The organism is Vibrio sp. 10N.222.51.C5 (genome assembly GCF_041474575.1).
GTDB classification, from domain to species: Bacteria; Pseudomonadota; Gammaproteobacteria; order Enterobacterales; family Vibrionaceae; genus Vibrio; species Vibrio crassostreae_C.
In genome coordinates this window covers 112,911-132,389 of record NZ_JBFRUJ010000022.1, presented here as the reverse complement: position 1 = coordinate 132,389, position 19,479 = coordinate 112,911, and the positions used below count along the sequence as shown (strand labels likewise).

Here is a 19,479-nt window from a genome sequence, read left to right as displayed (position 1 = left end):
CTGTCATGTAAAAATATAAAAAGGCTAGCTAAGCCAAATCACCTAGCTAGCACCCCAAAGCTTAGGAAATGAAGTGAAAAGGGGGGCTTCACTTCTAGGGAGAAACGTTAAGCTGTTGCTTTAATGTTTTGCTTGCTGCGCTCGCGCAGACCTAAAACAACGGTCAGAGCAAAGGCAGTCACGAACGCGATAATCATACCTACCACGTAGTAGCCAATCTTTTCTGGTGATATTGAGATGATGCCAGGAATACCCGCCGCACCCAGTGCTTGTGCTTTCACATTGAACATCGTGATAAACGCGCTTGAAATCGCAGCGGCACAAACCGCAGCAATGAATGGATAGCGAAGCTTCAAGTTCACACCGAACATTGCAGGTTCAGTAATACCAAGCAAGCCAGTCACACCAGAAGGAATCGCGATACCTTTCATTTTCTTATCTTTACTCATGAAACCAACCGCCAGTGCCGCTGCACCTTGTGACACGTTAGACATCGCCGCGATAGGGAAGATGAACGTACCGCCAGTCGTTGCGATATCCGCAAGCAGCTGAGTTTCAATAGCAATAAAGCTATGGTGCATACCAGTAATAACAAACGGCGCATAAATCAAACCAAACACCGCACCGCCAATGAAGCCAGCACTGTTGTATAACCAATTTAGGCCGTCACCAAGCAGGAAGCCGATATCACGAGTAAATGGACCAACAATCGTGAATGTTAACAAACCAGTTATGAAAATCGCCAATAGCGGCGTTAGCAAGTTATCCAGAACCGAAGGAATAACTTTACGCAGCACAAGCTCAACTTTCGCTAGAATAAACGCAGAAACAAGAACGGGTAGTACTGAACCTTGATAGCCTACTTTCTCGATTTCGAAACCTAAAATGTTCCAAACCGGAATGCTGCCCGACACTGATGCGCCACCGAAGCCCCAGCCGTTAAGCAAGTCTGGGTGAACCATCAACATACCTAAAGCCGCGCCAAGGTATGGGTTACCACCAAACTTCTTACTCGCTGAAAATGCTAATAAAATAGGTAAGTACACAAAAGGAGCATTAGCAAATGTATTGATCATGTTTGCTAAGTCGGTCAAACCCGGATTAGCGTCGATTAAAGATTTGCCATCAATGAATAAGCCTTGAGCCGTCAATAGGTTGTAGATACCCATCAACAAACCACCAGCAACAATCGCCGGAATGATTGGTACAAAAATATCAGACAGGCCTTTCACCGCGCGTTGCAGGATATTTTGATTGTCAGCACCTGCAGACGCCACATCGTTGGTCGACATTTCCGTCATTTCAGTCAGCTTAGCCAACTCAGCATAAACTTGGTTTACGATGCCTGAGCCAAAGATGATCTGATATTGACCTGCCACTTTAAACTGGCCCTTAACCCCTTCTAGGCTATCAATCGCCTGTTCATCAATTTTATCTTGGTCTGCAACCGCAAGACGCAGACGAGTCGCGCAGTGTGCGAGTGCGGTGATATTACTTTTACCACCTAATAGAGAAAGCAGCTCTTTTGCTATTTTTGGATAATTCATTACATACCCCATTGGATTATCATTTGAGCTTTTGAATTTTCGGGAACGTTTGCAAAACAAATTTTTGCCTAGAAATAACAAATGATCAAAGATAACTGCTCAATAGTGTGAGAATGATCTTCAAATTATCTCCCTAGGATAAGAAGACAGGGTTAAAATCCCCTAATAACAGGTAAATTTGATGCTCTGTTTGCAAACAATCCCAAAACTAAAATTACAATTGGATAATGAATAATGGCTAGTCTTCATGATGTCGCTCGTCTCGCTGGAGTTTCCAAGTCGACGGTTTCAAGAGTAATCAATGATGAGTATGGCGTAAAAGACGCGACCAAGGTGAAGGTGCGTAAAGCGGTTGAAGAGTGTGGCTATCTCCCAAACCAAGTCGCTAAAGACTTAAAGTCCCAAAAAACCAACCTGGTTGGCGTGATTGTTCCTAGGGTTTCTTCCCATGCCACCTCTCAGGGTGTCGATGGTTTAACCGCCGTCTTAGAGCAAGCGGGCAAGCATGTATTATTAGCGAGCACACACCAAACACACCATAAAGAACTTGAATATATTCAGATATTTAACCAGAAGCGTGTTGAAGGCATCATCCTGTACGCGACCCACCTCGACAACCAATTAGTCAAAGCGATTCAAAGCTCTGCCGTACCCGTGGTATTGGTTGGTCAAGACGGGTCAATGTTTAACATCCCAAGCATTGTGCACGACGACACTCGCGTAGGGTTTGAAGCGGGTAATCGCCTCATAGCGAAAGCTTGTAAGCATATGGGATTCATCGGTGTGCAAGGTGATGATATTGCGGTTGATAAGATGAGATCGGAAGGCTTCGCTCAATCGCTTCAATTTAACGACCTCACACTGCAATTTCACGCCCGTGGCGACTTCACCATAGAATCAGGTTACCAACTGGCGAAGCAGTATCTCAAGGAGCACACCAAGCTCGACGGCCTATTCTGCGCCACTGACCGTATCGCAATCGGTGCGATCAGAGCAATTCAAGAAGCGGGCCTCGTTCCAGGAAAGGATGTCTTGGTACTCGGCGTGGGTGATGATGAACTTGCTTCAGTATGCACACCAACGCTGTCTACGTTTAACTATGCGTTTGATAAAGCGGGAGAAAATGGAGCCAAGCTGCTACTCGACCGTATTGAGAAAAAAGGCTTTGAAATGAGCAAGATGGTGTTGACCTTCACCACTATTGACCGAGAGTCTTGCTAGCGATTTATTTCAGAGATCAGGTTATCCCAAGATAAAAAATGCCAACCTTCGAGTTGAAACGATAAGGTTGGCATTTGGTGATGCGACTATCACATCATGAGTAACACTCTCTATCTAAACGATATATCAAGCAATTAGAACCAAGTTTCCATCTGCAGTGCAAACAGAACCTCGCCGCCCTCTCCCATCGTTGCAGCATCTGCTTCAGTGCTAATCGAGTAACCATTCAGGTCTTCACTCCAATCCACATAGCTCACAGCGAAACGCAGTTCAGGCCTATCAAAGAAACCAGTGCTAGTTGAAAGCTTGAGTGTTGGTGCAACTGTCGCTTTGTAGAAACCGCCGCTCGCTTGCTCTGTCGAGTTGTCTAAATCCATGTATTGCAATGAACCTTCGTAAACCATCTCAAAGTTCTCTGTGAACTCTTGAGCTAATCGAACGTTTAAAGAAGCCCATGTGAACTCGTCATTCTTCTTCAAACGGTCTTGGCTATGCTCTGCCATTAATGCAGGTGCTAAGCGCCAGTTGTCGCCAATGCGAGTGACACCGTAGCTAAACAGGCGAACGGCTTTCGCGTCATCCAGTAGATCACCATTTGAACCGATGCCTTTTAGCTCTGCACCTAGGCCACTACCCACTAACATACCCGTTTTAGAGAAGCCTTCGCTCAGACCAAAGAAGTTGTCTCCATGGTACGCAAACATTGCGTGTACACCGCTTTCAGCTGCGCCATTTAGGCGGCTATCGTTGTCTGCTGAGGTCATACCGCTCAACATCACTTGCCATTGGCCAATACGGTTATTCATGGTTGCAATGTAGTTTTCTACATCTGTTGACGAGCTATCAATCTCACCAAAATCTCGGCCATAAATAGAGAAATTCGCTTTCCAGTTGTCGCTCATCTGAACGTCATAAACGCCCGCACCAGTACCTGATAAGAAGACAATATCCGAATCGAAAAAGTGAATATCAAAGTTGTCGCGATCGAATCGTTTACCCGCCCAAAACGTTGCTTCAGAAAACGCTTCAGATTCAGAGAACATGCTCAGACGGTTCAGTTCTGAATACACTTGTCGCACATTCAACTGGCTTTCGCTGGCAGTCCACTCGTTATTTGTCTCAGTACTGTCGGCCAACATGATGCGAAACAAAGCACTAGAGCCATCGTCTGCAAATCGCTTATGAATCAAGTTCGCTTCAACGTAATGATCATCTTCAACACCAAGACGTCCAATTGGAGCTCCAATGGCACCCGCCGCTGTCATGTAAGGACCAGTACCTGTCGCGCCGTTTAGGTCGTCGTTGATCAATAACCCAGAGCGAGCATAGCCGTGAAACTCAAACGAAGAAGCCTTTTCATTGGCCTCGGTAGAGACCTGCTCTGTTTGTGCAACCCTTTGTTCTAATTCATTAATACGTTGCTCTAATGCTGCAACGTCTTCACTTGCTAATACCGATGTAGTCATTAGCCCCATTGTTACAGCAACCGCTAAAATGTGTCGTTTCATTCTGATGTTCTCACGTTAATTGTTTTGGATTATTTGCAAACGTTCCCAAAACAATTCGTAAGCACATTTCGGCTTATACTTTTGATGTATAAGCTCTATATCGAAGAAGAAATAGAAATCAGTCGTGTTGATTACTTCACTTTTGTATCTGAGTGGATGATAGATCGATAATTTCGGGAACGTTACCGAAAATGCATAATTCTGATAACTTTGTCACAAGTGAAATTGATTAATGGGCGAAAAATAGTGTATCGCGCACATTAGATATCTCAGAAAAATAGAGAGAAAATCCAGTACGAGAATTAGGAAAGGCGCTAAAAAATGCAACAGGTTGGCTATAAAAATTAAAGCCTGAGAAGCGATTTTTCAGGCTTTAGAAAGGCGTTCATTGATAACAATAGGTCGTTTTTTGAAAAGTGTATGACATTAACTAACGTGACAGTTTATAGAAGAATAAAGCGTTTAAAAGACTACTTTCTCTTACCCTGCTCCACCAACTTTTCATTCCATGCCGTATTGCCGTCACGCTTAGAGACATCGTACTCCGCACAGAACTGAGATATGGTCATATTGTTATCGCCAGTGGCAAGCTTGAGAGCCAACTGAACTTGTTGAAGCTTGCTTTGCAGTCGCAAGATTTGACCAGCATTTGGGCTTTTCTCTTTGGCGTATTTTAAAGCCGCATGCTTACGTTCTGCCGCGCCCGCTCGGCGATCTGCTTCTGATAACAGATACTTGAGTTGAGCAACACTCTTGCCTTTCTTGAAGGCAGGATCAAGCAACTCAACGCATTCATCAAACGATGGATCGATAACGTATGGGTCAACTTTATGAGCTTGTTGGCGCATCCATTCGAGTGCGAGTTTTTCATCTGACATAATTACATCTTTACCAAAGAAACAGCCCTATATGGTATCGCTCAATAGCAAACCGCTGCAATAACAAATTGAGTGACTTTACGCCTTTTTACACTGTGCCGATTGACTAATTTAACAATCACAGCTCCAATAGTTGGCTTTAACGCATCACAAACAGCTCTTCGTGGTAGTGCTTTTCAATATCAAATTGATAGGTGTCTAATTCTTTTTTCAGTGATGTAGAGAACAACTCCGGCCCGCAGAAATACATCTCGTACTCGTTGAGGTCGCCACATTGATTGACAATTCTTCCGGCGTTTAGCCGCGGTGAGTGCAAGGTATCTATCACGGTCAACTTCACACCAACCGCGTGTGCTAGGTGCCACAACTCATCGATTAATTGCTTATCAACACCGCGAGTACAATAAAACAGTTGAATACGAGGATGATCTCGTTCTGTTTTGAGCGCTTCAAGTGTTGCAAAAAACGACGCTATCCCGACACCACCAGCAATCCAAATTTGTGGCTTGCTTAGGTCAAAATAAAGTCGACCATAGGGTCCTTCAACCGTAACCGCATCGCCCGCTTTCACTCGTTCATATAGGCCATTAGTAAAATCACCCAGCTCTTTGATCAAAAAGCGCAGCTCTGGATCATCACTGCCAGAAACAATGGTAAACGGATGCGGGTCTTCATTACCGAAACGCAAGTACGCAAACTGCCCAGCTTTGTGACCTTGCCAAGATGCCTCCGGTTTTAACACCAGCTCCATCACTTCAGCTTGTGGAAAATAGCGAGTCGAGATAATCTTCGCTGAGTGACGATTACGACGCCCAACCAAGCCCAACAAACTGTAAATCGCTGCGATAGACCCAGCCAAAGCAAATGCCACAGTTAGATAATAAATAGGTTCTCCCCAATACGCTCGTTTAAGCAGGATTACTGAGTGGAAAGCGATAAACAGGTACGCAACCGACATCAGACGGTGCGACAATTTAAACGGTTTGTACTTCACTGCCGCCCATAGTGACGCCACCAGTAAAATGAGCAACAAGTAGAAGCCCCACTCGCCAATACTCTGAGCAATACCGCGTAATTCATTGACCCATAACTCCCATCCAGTCAAAACAGCTTGCGGCCCTGAACCATCGTGTCGAACAGGCTTATCTAACACACCAGACACCACCAATGACTTAGGTATTTGGTACCACAACCAGTGTGTCACACCCAGTGCAACACCACCGATACCGAGCCATTTATGGACTCGATATGCTTTATCCATACCTTTCAGCCAATTCTCAACCATAGGCAAACGCATCGCCAAGATCATTGTGATGGACATTAACACCAGAGACAAAATACCTGAGTACTGAATCATGGCTGAGCGCCATTCAAAGACATCGCTTGAAGCGAATAATTGCGGTTCCATCGCAAACCAAAAGGCTGACATTGTGGCAATCATTGCCCAAATGATATTGCGGACTGTTTTCATTTGTTAACACTCATAAAGACGACATCATTACTTTAGCTCCTGTGATGTAAAGGGACGTCAACGTACGTAAATCTATGCAAAGGATCTCGTTCATTGTGCTGTAACAGAGATAAAAGAGACAAACTGCCCACGGCCAATAAGCGCTCTTTGATCGATAAAAGCGGATTCTTCGTACATATAAGTCCGTTAGTGAGCATGCTCGAAGATAACAATAAATGAGAAGAAGAGAAGATATGAAGGACATGACCCTTTCTAAACAAGATATCCAAACAATGGACCCGCGCCACCGCATTCGTTTGGTTAACTCCCTATCTGGATTTAAAAGCGCCAACCTAATTGGTACTTGTGATAAACAGGGGCTTGAAAACCTTGCGATAGTGAGCTCTGTCATTCACCTAGGGTCTGATCCCGCGCTGCTTGGTTTTATTGTTCGCCCAGATAAAAGCCGACGTCATACGCTAGAAAACATCCTAGAAACTAAGTACTTCACCGTTAACAGCATTGGTGCTGACTTTGTTAAAAAGGCCCATCAAACCTCGGCTCGCTACCCTAAACCAGTCTCAGAATTCAACGCGGTCGGCTTAACGGCCTATTATGACGACACATTCCCCGCTCCCTTCGTCTTGGAGAGCAGTTTAAAGATAGGGTTAGCGTTCAAAGAACAGATAACAATCGAAAGCAATCAAACGCAAATGTTGATCGGTGAAGTTATAACGATTCACGCACCCAAACGCGCCGTGATGCCGGATGGCTACCTTGATTTAGAAGCGTTGGATTTGGTCACGGTATCAGGGCTTGATAGCTACCACGTAACTCAAAGACTGCACCGATTAAGCTATGCAAAACCACAACAGCCACTCTTTCCACTCACTCGTGAAGGTAACCCAACTTCATGGGAAGCTTTCGAACTCAATCTAAACTAATTTTGTTCGGCAATTTGCTATCAAAAGTGCTAACGTCCTTTAATTCCAAGAGATGCATCTCACACAGGCGCATCTCACTGAGCACACTATTCATTCTTACGTCTGTTTCCAAGGACCCTTTTGAAGTTAACTCACTTTAAATACAAAACGCGCGAAGGCCCAGACTACCGACATGGCGATCAGGTGTCATTCATGGACATCAAACAAACCTTCGGTATGGGCAGCATTCGTGTGGGTGCTTGGGTGACGAAAGAAGAAAAAGAGTTGGCCGCAAATCTGATATTCGATTCGCTAGCCGACTTGGCTTACATCTTGGCTTTGCCACCAGAAGCGATTGGCCTTCGCGGCACATTAGGCTTAGCGTTCGGCAGTGGCGGCAGAAAAGGCGTACAAGCACACTATGCCCCGAACCAACGAGAATTAGCCCTCGCGAAGAATGCCGGAGCTGGCGCGCTCGCACACGAGTTCTGGCATGCGTTTGACCACTACATCGCCGAAAAGGCGTTTGAGATTGGTGACACCTCTGGCCCTCGTAAGCAAATCTTGTTCGCCAGCGACTGTTGGTTGCACGATAGAAAAGTACGATCTCATCCATTAAACGAGAGTTTGATGTCACTGTTCGATGTCACACTGCTTAGCGACAATAACCTAGACAAACACGATTACGTGGCTCGCAGTGTTATTGCCGACAAGGCGATGTCTGCCCGTTACTTCTCACTACCCACAGAGATGATGGCGCGCGCTTTTGAATCCGTGATTGAATCGTGTTCCGATATCAAGAACGCTTATCTAGTGGATGGCACAACCAAGCCTGATATGTACCCCGTGTATCCGGATATGGCGCATCGAGAAGAGATATACCAAGCCCTGCAAGGTTACTTCGCACCATTAGGGCGATCTTTGAGTAAATAGCATTTTGAGTCAGTAACTCTCTGCATATTTACAATGAATGACATGTACCATAAGTTGATCATGTGTAAGCTCTGATATAACATGTACAACAAGCGGAACATGTAGAATAGTTAAATCATGAATGATTAACTATTCTGTGTATATAGAAAGATTAAACATATTCAAAAACAACAGGGTAAATAAGTGATGAATATTGTTTCTTTTACTGAGGCCAGAAATAGCCTTAAGTCTGTGCTCGATAGAGTGGTAGACGATTCTGATGTTACGGTAATAACCAGACGAGATTCAGAAGATGCAGTGGTCATGTCTCTTGATCATTTTAATTCAATGCAAGAAACCTTGTACCTAATGAGCTCGCCTAAAAACGCTGAAAGATTGGCTGAATCTATTGCTCAACTCGAAGCCGGAAATACAACCGTTCGAGAATTGAATAATGACGAATGATCGAAAGATTGTATTTACAGATAATGCTTGGGAAGATTACCTATACTGGCAAACCCAAGACAAGAAAACGCTCAAGAAACTAAATAAGTTGATTGAAGCCGCTAAAAGAACGCCCTTTGAAGGGATTGGAAAGCCGGAGCCACTAGTCGGCAACCTGTCTGGCTTTTGGTCAAGACGAATCGATGACAAGAATCGATTAGTGTATAAAGCAGATGACGATAACTTTTATATAATTGCTTGTCGTCACCACTATTAAAAGCAGTAAGCAGCACATAGAAAGGGCAGTAATGATCAGTTGGCCATCTTTGGTAAAACTCGACGGTGATGATGAGCTTATTTACGTCGCATCCGAACACGAATTTCAAGCAGAATGCTCAGACATGATCTTGGGCGAAGATGATTACCTCATCGATTCTGAAGGCGACAGCTACTCGCTGCAATCAAGCTCAAATCAACTGTCTCTAGCTAAACTAGCAGACCAGTATTCGGTTGAGAGCGTGACCAAACTGATTCGAAATCACGAGTTCCAGAAAGCCGAAGTGTGCCTAATGAAGATCCACTTCCTAACTATCGAAGAAGCGATTCAGTCTTTGGCTTTTGAGGCTCGCTAATACTGCTTAAGAGCTCGTATCAAAGCGAATCCCCAAGACAGATTAAACAAAAACAGCGCCAATTCAGGCGCTGTTTTTGTTTGTTGTCTTAGCTATCTCAAAGAAAGCTAATACATTAAGCGATAAAAATCTGTGCCAGTGCGTAGCCTAAACAACATGCGCCCACGACACCGATCAAACCAACCGACATGAATGAATGGTTGAAGTACCACTTACCAATCTTGGTAGTGCCAGACACATCGAAGTTAACTGTTGCGATGTCTGATGGGTAGTTCGGGATGAAGAAATAGCCGTAAACCGCTGGCATCAAGCCGATAAGCAGTGCTGGATCTAATCCTAAGCCAAGGCCAACCGGTAGCATCATACGTGCAGTTGCTGCTTGAGAGTTCACCACAACCGATACGATGAATAGCGCTAGTGCGAACGTCCATGGGTAGTTAGTCACCATTTCCACGATGCCAGATTTGAACTGAGGCATTGCGTATTGGAAATAAGTATCCGACATCCAAGCGATACCGAAGATAGCAATCGCTGCCACCATACCGGATTTGAATACCACACCGTTTGGCACGTCACGAGGGTCAGTTTTAGTTGCCAGCAAGATGATACCGCCGAAACAGAGCATCATCATTTGGATGATCACCGACATCTTGATTGGCTTGTCGCCGTCTACGATGGTTCTGATCTCAGGCACCATCGCCACGATAACAATCACGACAATTGAAAGTAGGAAAATCAAAACCGCATTGCGAGCCGAAGTTGGAAGCACTTCATCCAAAGACGTCGCGGTGGTGCTTTCGATACGCTTTTTCCACTCAGGATCTTTTAGGCGTGCTTGGTATTCAGGATCGTCGTTCAGTTCTTTGCCGCGTTTCAGGCTGTACAAAGAAAGCAAAAACGTACCAAACAGCGTTGCAGGCACCGTCACCATCAAAATGGAAAGCAGTGTAATAGAGTGTTGAATATCAGAAAGCTGCGCGAGGTAGTACACCACAGCGGCTGAAATTGGAGATGCGGTAATAGCTAGTTGAGACGCAACTGACGCTGCCGCCATTGGACGCTCAGGACGAATACCGTTCTTCAGTGCAACATCGCCAATGATCGGCATGATGGAGTAAACCGCGTGGCCAGTACCCAATAAGAAAGTCATCGAGTAAGTCACGAACGGAGCTATCAGGGTAACGCGTTTCGGGTTCTTTCTAAGCACCCTTTCCGCCACTTGCAGCATGTATTTCAAACCACCTGCCGCTTCGAGAATCGAAGCACAAGTAACAACGGCGAGGATGATCAACATGACAGTGACAGGTGGAGACGTTGGTGGCATCTTGAAGACAAACACCTCGATAACCAAACCAATACCAGAAACAACACCTAAGCCAATACCGCCATACCGAGATCCGATATAAAGGACGACTAATAAAAATAGAAACTCAAAATACAACATAAGCAACCCTGCTAAAAATGTGGACTAATGTTATTTTCTCCCTAAGCTCAGCCATTTACTTATTGCTTGGTCACACTATGATTGCAGGCTCCCGGTAATTGTTTTTTATAAGATTATGGTCACGTAAACAGACCTGTAAGTTTATGAAATGTAATAAGAAGCCAGACGCACAAGCTAGATTTGTTATGTGGAATAATCATAATTGTTTCTGTTAGATCTGGATGGCCTATAAAACACAAGGCTCATAACTGAACGATATTATTTCAACCACAACCAATCACATTTAAAGTCATGCAGAAGCATATTGCCGAGCCGATTGGATATATTCTTACTGAACGTTGACTCGCCTATCACTAGACACTATGTCAAAATACCCGCCCTCACGATGACAACACATTAAGAACCACGGATATGAATTTTCAAGCTGCTATTTTTGATATGGATGGGCTGCTGCTCGACACCGAGCGACTTTGTATGCAGGTTTTTGAAGAAGCATGTCACGCGCAAGGTGTTCCGTTTTTGCAAGATGTCTACCTAGGCATCATTGGTTGTAACGCAAAAACCATCGAACAGATTTTTCGAAATGGTTACGGTGAAGGGTTAGATTATCCTGCGTTAAACAACGAATGGCGAACTCGTTACAGTGCGATTGTTAAGAACCAAGCGATCCCTGTAAAAGACGGCGTGATTGAGCTTCTTGAATGGCTAAAATCAAACGACATTCCAATCGCGGTGGCGACCTCCACTCAGCTTGATATCGCGAAAAAGAAGCTTGAGCTGGCTGGCCTAGATTCTTACTTCACCTCACTAAGCACAGGTTGTGAAGTCACCAATGGTAAGCCTCACCCCGAGATCTACCTGCTAGCGGCAGAACGCCTAGGTGTTGCCCCTGAAGCCTGCCTAGCGTTTGAAGACTCAAACAACGGTATTCGCGCATCAATGGCAGCCAACATGATCAGCTTCCAGATCCCTGATTTAGTAGAACCTTGTGACGAAGTAAAAGCGCTTGGACACACCATCAGCCCTTCTCTGTATGATGTGTTAGCGCAGCTTCAACAAGCCGCTGCATAAGCTCTGATTACCGTTGATAACGCTTTAATCAACACAGAATAACCTTTCTATTAAGCCGACTCACAGAGTCGGTTTTTTTGTGGGTATTCCTTTTATAAAAGATAAAAACTCGCGCTTGAAACTGTTACAGTCGATGTGAAACTGATGCTAAGTGACAAGCAACATTGATAACGTCTAGAAAGGGAGAAAGAGACACGTGATTGAGAAAATTGAAAGCCAACTGCTTGATTTTGCAAAGCAAGAGATGACACAAGATGCAGCACACGACATCAGCCATATTAAGCGCGTAGTCAAAACCGCCAAGGCTTTATGTACTCAAGAACAAGCTAAGCTTGAAGTCGTGGTGCCCGCCGCTTACCTTCATGATTGCTTCACCTTTCCAAAGAACCACCCAGACCGCGCTCAAAGCTCACAAATGGCAGCAGACAAAGCCATCTCTTATCTCAAATCTATCGAATATCCTGCGTCCTATCTTGATGAGATCCATCACGCCATTGTCACGCACAGCTACAGCGCCAACATCACACCAGAAACCTTGGAAGCTCAAGTCGTCCAAGATGCGGATCGCCTAGACTCTCTCGGCGCAATTGGCATTGCACGTTGCCTGTATGTGGGTCAGAGTTTTAACGCCGAGCTCTATAACCACGAAGACCCATTCGCTGAACATCGAGACTTGGATGACAAACATTACAGCGTCGACCATTTCTACGTGAAGCTGTTCAAGCTGGCTGAAACCATGAATACAGAATCCGCCAAGTTAGAAGCCAACAAGCGCACCGACTACATGCGTGGTTTTCTTGAGCAATTGGGCTCGGAAGTTTAACGGCTTAGAAAAAGAAGCAGGCAATAAGGAGAGAGAAGGATATGGAAATAAACCGCTTTAAAGCATCCGACGCCGAAGAGATCGTCACTTGGTTTACATCCTTAGAAGACTACGTTCTATGGGGTGGGCGAACATTTGGTTGGCCGTTAAAAGCAACCTCCATCATCGAACGATCACAAGAGCCACATGTCGAGCTATATGCCTTCTCTGCATCTAAGTCATACTTTGAACCGAACACCGATTCAAACGCCAACTCAAACGCCAGTGACTTGCTTGGCTTTATGGAATTTCAACGCATGTCAGACAGTGAACTTCGCTTTTGCCGAGTCGCGATTCACCCAAACCAACGAGGCAAAGGGCTTGGGCAATCCATGATAGAAAGTGCATTAGACGCTGCAAAACAAATCCCTGATGTCACCACCATCACTTTAGCGGTATTCAAGCAAAACCACGGCGCAAAACGCTGCTACGACAAAGCAGGCTTTGAGGTGGTCGACAAAGAGCCGAGCGTGAAAGAGTTCAATGGCAAAACGTGGCCCCTGTATCAAATGGAATTAAAGCTCAGCTAGTTTGTTTTAATTGTCAGACTGGTTTTAGTTAACAGACTTGTTTTAATTGCCAAATTTGACCCCATATCATTAAGCATTAGCTACACACTCAAGATACACCGATGTAATTTGGAACCTCCAATGACCCAAGAAAAATTCGACACCATTTATCAACGTGCGGCTCACCGTAAAGGCGGAGCGGCCGAACTCGAAAAGATTGTTCGCGCGCCCCTTTCCCAAGCCGAGCTATCGCAGATCACCGACGACCGTTGGCTAGCCGCCTTTACCGAAAAGGTATTCCAATGTGGTATTTCATGGAATGTGGTGAGAAAGAAGTGGCCGCAATTTGAAGAAGTGTTCTTTGAATTCAATATCGAAAAAATGTTAATGCTGCCGAATGAAATGTGGGAACAGAAAGCACAAGACCCGCGTATTATTCGCCACCTCACCAAAGTGATGACCATCCCTGCCAATGCCACCATGATTCACAATGCCAAGCGTGAAGCCGATTCATTCTCGCAAATGGTTGCCGACTGGCCATCAGAACGTATCACCGAGCTGTGGGATTACCTGAAAAAACACGGCAAGCGATTGGGTGGTAATACTGGTGCCTACACTCTGCGCCAAATGGGTAAAGACACCTTCATCTTGTCATCAGATGTTGAAGCACACCTACGCAGCACCGATGTGGTGGATAGCGGTCGTAACACCAAGCGAGCACAACTGGCAGCGGGTAAAGCCTTCAACGAATGGCAGCAACAGTCAGGTCGTAGTCTGAGCGAAATCAGCCAAATCGTTGCCTACAGCTGCGGTGATAATCGAGTTTAGTTGGATTAAAAATGGCTTAAAGCTAAAGATTGCACACAGTTCCCTGCAAACAAAATGTTATAAGTCATTAACAAATAAGCGTGCATCGCACTTTCATCCGGTGGCATTGTATAGATAAATGTATACAATATAGAGTAATACTCATGAATTATTCTCGACCAACCCAACTCGACTAAACAAGGGCCCTTATCTCTATGACAGTTCTCAAAAACTCTGTCTCCAAAGGTGTAAAAACGAAAGTAACAGGCCAGACTCAAGACGATGTTGTTTACTGCCATATCTTCGACGCGATACTAGAACAAAGGCTGCCACCAGCCACCAAATTAAGCGAAGAAGCCCTAGCAGAAATCTTTAGCGTTAGCCGCACCATTATCCGCCGTGCCTTACTGCGTCTTTCTTTAGAACAAGTTGTGGTGATCCGTCCTAACCGAGGAGCCGTGATTGCAGCCCCAACGGTTGACGAAGCCAAACAAATCTTTAAAGCACGTGAGGTGATGGAAATTGCTATCACTGAGCTGGCGGTGAAAAACGCAACCAAAGCTCAAATAGAAGAATGCAGAAAATTAGTCGCGAAAGAGAACTGTGCTTTCGACCAAGGTGATTACGGTTCTGGTCTACGCTTGTCTGGCGAGTTTCATATCAAGCTGGCTGAAATGGCTGAGAATGCGCCACTGCTGGCTTTCCAACGCAGCTTGGTATCGCAAACCTCACTGCTGATCGCTCAGTACGAAACGGGCAATCACTCGAACTGTTCTCTAGACGAACACTCAGGCTTACTGGATGCGATAGAGTCAGGCAACGAACAACAAGCTGTAGAATTGATGCAAGAACACCTAAGCCATATTCGTTCGAAGCTCAACCTAGACAGCAGTACAGCTTCTAGTGATCTGCATGTCGTGTTCTCAGATCTGCTTAAGAGCAAGTCATAGAAGATTCAACAAGCGCTTAATAACCATCCGCTAACAGCTTTTTGTTAACAACTTTTTGTTAACAAAACAGGAGAGAAGTAAGCCTTAGTGTTTACTTCTCTTTTTTATGCCCTCTCCCCTAAAAATAAAGACGACGATCGGCTCACATCCATCTAAAACACTGCCTATTCTGCCCTCAACAACGATCTTAGCCTCTATAGAATCACTTCCAACAGTGCCATAAACCCCTCCTTTATCTTGTATACATAGCTATCAATTCATTCACATCATAAAACTGTTCACTTTTAATTCAACCCCTTATAAAACAAGCAACTAAAGTTAAAATAAAATTGTACACAATCCCTACAAAAGACTATTTGTTGCATTTTTGTAAATAAATAGTTGACCGCAGGGTCAGGATGGATAATTATTGACCTAGAAGTCAAAAAGAATACACATGGAAATATGTCGATTTACAAGGAGGTCTCTTGATTACTTTTTTGCTCAATCAGGAAATAAGACATGAAGATAATCTGTCGCCAAATATGACAGTGCTCAACTACCTTCGTACCAAGGTTAATAAAACCGGTACCAAAGAAGGTTGTGGGTCGGGTGACTGTGGTGCATGTACGGTAGTTCTGGGTGAAGTGGTTGATGGACAGCTGCAATACCGCTCGGTGAACTCTTGCCTGACGTTCGTTTCAGCGCTGCATGGAAAGCAACTGATCACAGTAGAAGATCTACAAAACCGAGATCGCTCTTTGCACCCAGTACAGAAAGCGGTGGTGGATTTTCACGGTTCCCAATGTGGTTACTGCACACCGGGCTTCATCATGTCGATGTTTGCGCTAGGCAAGAACAAACCCGATGCGAGCAAAGAAGACGTCATGGAATCACTGGCGGGTAACCTATGTCGTTGTACAGGCTACCGACCAATTGTTGATGCTGCGATGTCACTTTCAACAGACCAACCTTTGATCGACCAATTTGCTGAACTTGAACGCAACACCATCAAGAAGCTAGAAAGCATTCAAGACACTGAGGCCAACTTACGCCTTGGTCACCTCACCGCTTTTTCCCCAAAAAGCACCGATGAGTTGGCCAAGCTTTTTCAAGCCCACCCGAACGCTAAGCTGGTTGCTGGCGGTACGGATTTAGCGCTGGAAGTGACGCAATTCCATCGTGAGATTGAAACGCTGATCAGCGTGAACCTTGTTGAAGACATGAAGGTATGTGAAGAGACCGACACCGATCTAATCATTGGTGCCAACCTGCCTATCAGTGATTCTTACTCACTATTGAAAAAACACTACCCAGATTTTGGTGAACTGCTGCATCGCTTTGCTTCACTGCAAGTGCGTAACCAAGGCACCATCGGCGGTAATGTAGCGAATGCTTCGCCTATCGGTGACACCCCTCCTCTGCTGATTGCCCTTAACGCAAAGATCAAACTTCGTTGCGGTGACGAGTCACGCACCATGCCGATTGAAGATTACTTCATCAGCTACAAAGTGACGGCGCAAAAAGAGAGTGAGTTCATTGAACAGATCATCATTCCTAAGCCAACTAACGACAGCTTCCGAGCTTACAAACTGTCTAAACGTTTAGACGACGACATCTCTGCGGTGTGTGGTGCGTTTGATATTCAAATCGAAGACGGCAAGGTTTCTTACGCTCGTATCGCCTTTGGCGGTATGGCTGCAACACCTAAGCGCGCGGCGCGTTGTGAAAATACGTTATTAGGCAAACCGTGGACAGACGCTAATATTAAGTTAGCGATGCAGGAACTGTATAACGACTTTGAGCCGCTCTCTGATTTCCGTGCAAGCCAAGAATACCGTTCATTGTCGGCGGCCAACATGCTGCGTCGCTACTTCATTGAACAACAGAACAAAAACAACCAAATCGAAACAAGGGTAACGTCTTATGTCTAAATCACACGAGCATGCGATGACCCACGAAGAGATGGTTACCATTGCAAAACAAGACCTTAAAACTGGCGTCGGTAAAAGCGTTAAACACGACAGTGCAGCCAAGCAAGTCACGGGCGAAGCGGTATACATTGATGACCGCCTAGAGTTCCCAAATCAACTGCATGTCTACGCTCGCCTGAGCACGCAAGCACACGCCAACATCACCAAAATAGACCTGTCACCATGTTACGAATTCGAAGGTGTGGCAATTGCCATTCAAGCCAAAGACGTACCGGGTGAGCTGGATATCGGTGCGATTCTTCCGGGTGACCCACTGCTTGCCGATGGCAAAGTTGAATACTACGGCCAACCCGTGATTGCTGTGGCAGCCAACGATTTAGAAACGGCACGCAAAGCCGCACATGCAGCCATTATTGAATACGAAGAGCTACCTGCGATTCTTGATGTGAAAGAAGCGCTAGACAAAGAGCACTTCGTAACAGAAAGCCACACTCAACAACGTGGCGACTCTAAAGCTGCACTGGCAAAAGCAAAACACGTGATCTCTGGCGACCTAGAGATCGGCGGACAAGAACACTTCTACCTAGAAACTCAAATCAGTAGCGTGATGCCAACCGAAGACGGCGGCATGATCGTTTACACCTCGACACAAAACCCGACCGAAGTTCAAAAACTGGTTGCGGAAGTGATTGGCGTACCGATGCACAAAGTCGTGATTGATATGCGTCGTATGGGTGGTGGTTTCGGTGGTAAAGAGACCCAAGCGGCCTCTCCAGCATGTATGGCTGCGGTTATTGCTCACCTTACAGGTCGACCTACAAAAATGCGTTTGCTGCGCAATGAAGACATGCAGCAAACTGGTAAACGCCACCCGTTCTACAATCAATATACGGTCGGTTTTGACGACAATGGTGTGATTCAAGGTGCCGATATTACCGTTGCAGGTAACTGTGGCTACTCGCCAGACTTATCAAGTTCTATTGTCGACCGCGCGATGTTCCACTCAGACAACGCCTATTATCTAGGTGATGCAACTGTGGTCGGTCATCGATGCAAAACCAATACAGCATCGAACACCGCTTACCGTGGCTTTGGTGGTCCGCAAGGCATGATGACCATTGAACACATTATGGACGAGATTGCGCGTTACCTGAAAAAAGATCCTTTGGAAGTACGTAAGGCGAACTACTACGGCGAAGAAGGCCGTAACGTGACCCATTACTACCAAACCGTTGAAGACAACTTTTTACCTGAGATAACCGAACAGCTTGAGCGCAGCAGTGACTATCACGCACGTCGTAAAGACATCGCTGAGTTCAACAAGCAGAGCCCTATCTTAAAGAAAGGCCTTGCGATCACACCAGTGAAATTCGGCATCTCGTTTACTGCGACTTTCTTGAACCAAGCAGGTGCGCTCATCCATATCTACACCGATGGCAGTATTCATTTGAATCACGGTGGTACGGAAATGGGGCAAGGCTTGAACATCAAAGTGGCACAAATCGTTGCACAGGAGTTCCAAGTCGATGTCGAACGTATCCAGATCACCGCTACAAACACAGACAAAGTTCCGAACACATCACCAACCGCAGCCTCATCGGGCGCCGACCTCAACGGTAAGGCCGCGCAAAACGCAGCAATAACCATTAAGCAGCGCCTGATCGACTTCGCTTCTTCGCACTTCAAAGTGTGGCCTGAAGAAGTGGTGTTTAAGAACGGCATGGTGCAGATCCGCGACGAAATCATGACCTTCAACTCATTTGTTGAACTGGCTTGGTTTAACCAAATCTCGCTATCGAGCACTGGTTTCTACCGCACTCCGAAGATCTACTACGATCACGAGAAAGCACGCGGTCGCCCGTTCTACTACTACGCGTATGGCGCATCTTGTTCAGAGGTTATCGTCGATACTCTAACCGGTGAAAACAAGATTCTACGTGTTGATATTTTGCATGACGTGGGCGCTTCATTGAACCCAGCGATTGATATCGGCCAAGTCGAAGGTGGCTTTGTGCAAGGTGTCGGTTGGTTAACCACAGAAGAGTTGGTATGGAACCAACAAGGTCGCTTAATGACTAATGGCCCTGCGAGTTACAAAATCCCTGCGATTGCTGATATGCCGATTGATTTCAGAACGCACCTTTTGGAAAACCGCAGCAACCCAGAAGACACAGTCTTCAACTCGAAAGCCGTGGGTGAGCCACCTTTCATGTTGGGTATGTCGGTATGGAGCGCACTGAAAGATGCGATTAGCTATGTCGCTGTCGATGGCGCGATTCCAAAGCTCAACACGCCTGCAACGCCAGAGCGCATTCTGATGGCGATTCAGGAAGTCTCTGAAACGGCTCCGACTTCGGTCGATGCTCAATCAGAAACGGCTTAGGGCTCATATCGATCGTTTAGCTTGG

Annotated in this window: 18 protein-coding genes; 13 read left to right on the top strand and 5 right to left on the bottom strand. The window is 45.6% G+C overall.

Annotated features, from left to right (window positions below; translation table 11 throughout):
• Positions 1 to 107: 107 nt before the first annotated feature.
• Positions 108 to 1,547, bottom strand: coding sequence for a sucrose-specific PTS transporter subunit IIBC (locus AB4558_RS08505; RefSeq protein ID WP_372158606.1), 1,440 nt, complete (start codon positions 1,545 to 1,547; stop codon positions 108 to 110).
• Positions 1,548 to 1,781: 234 nt separating this feature from the next.
• Here AB4558_RS08505 and AB4558_RS08500 point away from each other — a divergent pair, with 234 nt between their 5' ends.
• Entirely contained in the window at positions 1,782 to 2,768 is a 987-nt protein-coding gene (locus AB4558_RS08500; RefSeq protein WP_017067468.1) for a LacI family DNA-binding transcriptional regulator, read from the top strand.
• A 134-nt stretch (positions 2,769 to 2,902) separates the two neighbouring features.
• Here AB4558_RS08500 and AB4558_RS08495 read toward each other — a convergent pair whose 3' ends face one another.
• The 3 genes from AB4558_RS08495 to AB4558_RS08485 form a co-directional block, all read right to left on the bottom strand.
• The gene (locus AB4558_RS08495) at positions 2,903 to 4,276 is read right to left on the bottom strand and encodes a carbohydrate porin (RefSeq protein WP_102320859.1); all 1,374 of its coding nucleotides are present in this window, start codon (positions 4,274 to 4,276) and stop codon (positions 2,903 to 2,905) included.
• 470 nt (positions 4,277 to 4,746) lie between these two features.
• A complete protein-coding gene (locus AB4558_RS08490; RefSeq protein ID WP_017054885.1) occupies positions 4,747 to 5,154 on the bottom strand; it encodes a hypothetical protein in 408 nt (135 codons plus the stop codon).
• Positions 5,155 to 5,293: 139 nt separating this feature from the next.
• The gene (locus AB4558_RS08485) at positions 5,294 to 6,625 is read right to left on the bottom strand and encodes a ferric reductase-like transmembrane domain-containing protein (RefSeq protein ID WP_017061619.1); all 1,332 of its coding nucleotides are present in this window, start codon (positions 6,623 to 6,625) and stop codon (positions 5,294 to 5,296) included.
• A gap of 233 nt (positions 6,626 to 6,858) precedes the next feature.
• Here AB4558_RS08485 and AB4558_RS08480 point away from each other — a divergent pair, with 233 nt between their 5' ends.
• From AB4558_RS08480 to AB4558_RS08460, 5 genes are all read left to right on the top strand, one after another.
• Positions 6,859 to 7,548, top strand: coding sequence for a flavin reductase family protein (locus AB4558_RS08480; protein ID WP_017061618.1), 690 nt, complete (start codon positions 6,859 to 6,861; stop codon positions 7,546 to 7,548).
• 120 nt (positions 7,549 to 7,668) lie between these two features.
• Entirely contained in the window at positions 7,669 to 8,460 is a 792-nt protein-coding gene (locus tag AB4558_RS08475) for a CLCA_X family protein (protein ID WP_372102138.1), read from the top strand.
• A gap of 186 nt (positions 8,461 to 8,646) precedes the next feature.
• Positions 8,647 to 8,904: a type II toxin-antitoxin system Phd/YefM family antitoxin gene (locus AB4558_RS08470; RefSeq protein WP_017061616.1), complete on the top strand. Its 258-nt coding sequence runs from the start codon at positions 8,647 to 8,649 to the stop codon at positions 8,902 to 8,904.
• The gene (locus AB4558_RS08465) at positions 8,894 to 9,160 is read left to right on the top strand and encodes a Txe/YoeB family addiction module toxin (protein ID WP_017069754.1); all 267 of its coding nucleotides are present in this window, start codon (positions 8,894 to 8,896) and stop codon (positions 9,158 to 9,160) included. The genes AB4558_RS08470 and AB4558_RS08465 overlap by 11 nt, the downstream gene beginning before the upstream one ends.
• Positions 9,161 to 9,191: 31 nt before the next feature.
• Positions 9,192 to 9,515, top strand: coding sequence for a DUF4144 domain-containing protein (locus AB4558_RS08460; RefSeq protein ID WP_102320855.1), 324 nt, complete (start codon positions 9,192 to 9,194; stop codon positions 9,513 to 9,515).
• A 115-nt stretch (positions 9,516 to 9,630) separates the two neighbouring features.
• On the opposite strand, the gene AB4558_RS08455 is transcribed toward AB4558_RS08460, so the two are convergent.
• Positions 9,631 to 10,959, bottom strand: coding sequence for an anaerobic C4-dicarboxylate transporter (locus AB4558_RS08455; RefSeq protein ID WP_010432780.1), 1,329 nt, complete (start codon positions 10,957 to 10,959; stop codon positions 9,631 to 9,633).
• Positions 10,960 to 11,370: 411 nt separating this feature from the next.
• On the opposite strand from AB4558_RS08455, the gene AB4558_RS08450 reads away from it, so the two are divergent.
• The 7 genes from AB4558_RS08450 to xdhB all read left to right on the top strand — a co-directional run bounded on the left by AB4558_RS08450 (position 11,371) and on the right by xdhB (position 19,454).
• The gene (locus tag AB4558_RS08450; protein ID WP_372158601.1) at positions 11,371 to 12,030 is read left to right on the top strand and encodes an HAD family hydrolase; all 660 of its coding nucleotides are present in this window, start codon (positions 11,371 to 11,373) and stop codon (positions 12,028 to 12,030) included.
• A 196-nt stretch (positions 12,031 to 12,226) separates the two neighbouring features.
• The gene (locus AB4558_RS08445; RefSeq protein WP_372158598.1) at positions 12,227 to 12,853 is read left to right on the top strand and encodes an HD domain-containing protein; all 627 of its coding nucleotides are present in this window, start codon (positions 12,227 to 12,229) and stop codon (positions 12,851 to 12,853) included.
• Between the two features lie 41 nt (positions 12,854 to 12,894).
• Positions 12,895 to 13,422 (top strand): GNAT family N-acetyltransferase, encoded by a 528-nt coding sequence (locus tag AB4558_RS08440; protein ID WP_372158595.1) that lies wholly within the window; start codon positions 12,895 to 12,897, stop codon positions 13,420 to 13,422.
• A gap of 120 nt (positions 13,423 to 13,542) precedes the next feature.
• Complete coding sequence (locus AB4558_RS08435; RefSeq protein ID WP_017067459.1) at positions 13,543 to 14,229, top strand: DNA-3-methyladenine glycosylase I; 687 nt, start codon at positions 13,543 to 13,545, stop codon at positions 14,227 to 14,229.
• Between the two features lie 194 nt (positions 14,230 to 14,423).
• Positions 14,424 to 15,158, top strand: coding sequence for a GntR family transcriptional regulator (locus AB4558_RS08430; protein WP_017061609.1), 735 nt, complete (start codon positions 14,424 to 14,426; stop codon positions 15,156 to 15,158).
• Between the two features lie 467 nt (positions 15,159 to 15,625).
• On the top strand, positions 15,626 to 17,071 hold the full coding sequence (gene xdhA, locus AB4558_RS08425) for a xanthine dehydrogenase small subunit (protein WP_372158592.1): 1,446 nt from the start codon (positions 15,626 to 15,628) through the stop codon (positions 17,069 to 17,071).
• Positions 17,064 to 19,454 carry a xanthine dehydrogenase molybdopterin binding subunit gene (gene xdhB, locus AB4558_RS08420; protein WP_372158589.1) on the top strand — a complete coding sequence of 797 codons (2,391 nt, stop codon included), beginning with the start codon at positions 17,064 to 17,066 and terminating at the stop codon, positions 19,452 to 19,454. The genes xdhA and xdhB overlap by 8 nt, the downstream gene beginning before the upstream one ends.
• Positions 19,455 to 19,479 lie beyond the last annotated feature (25 nt).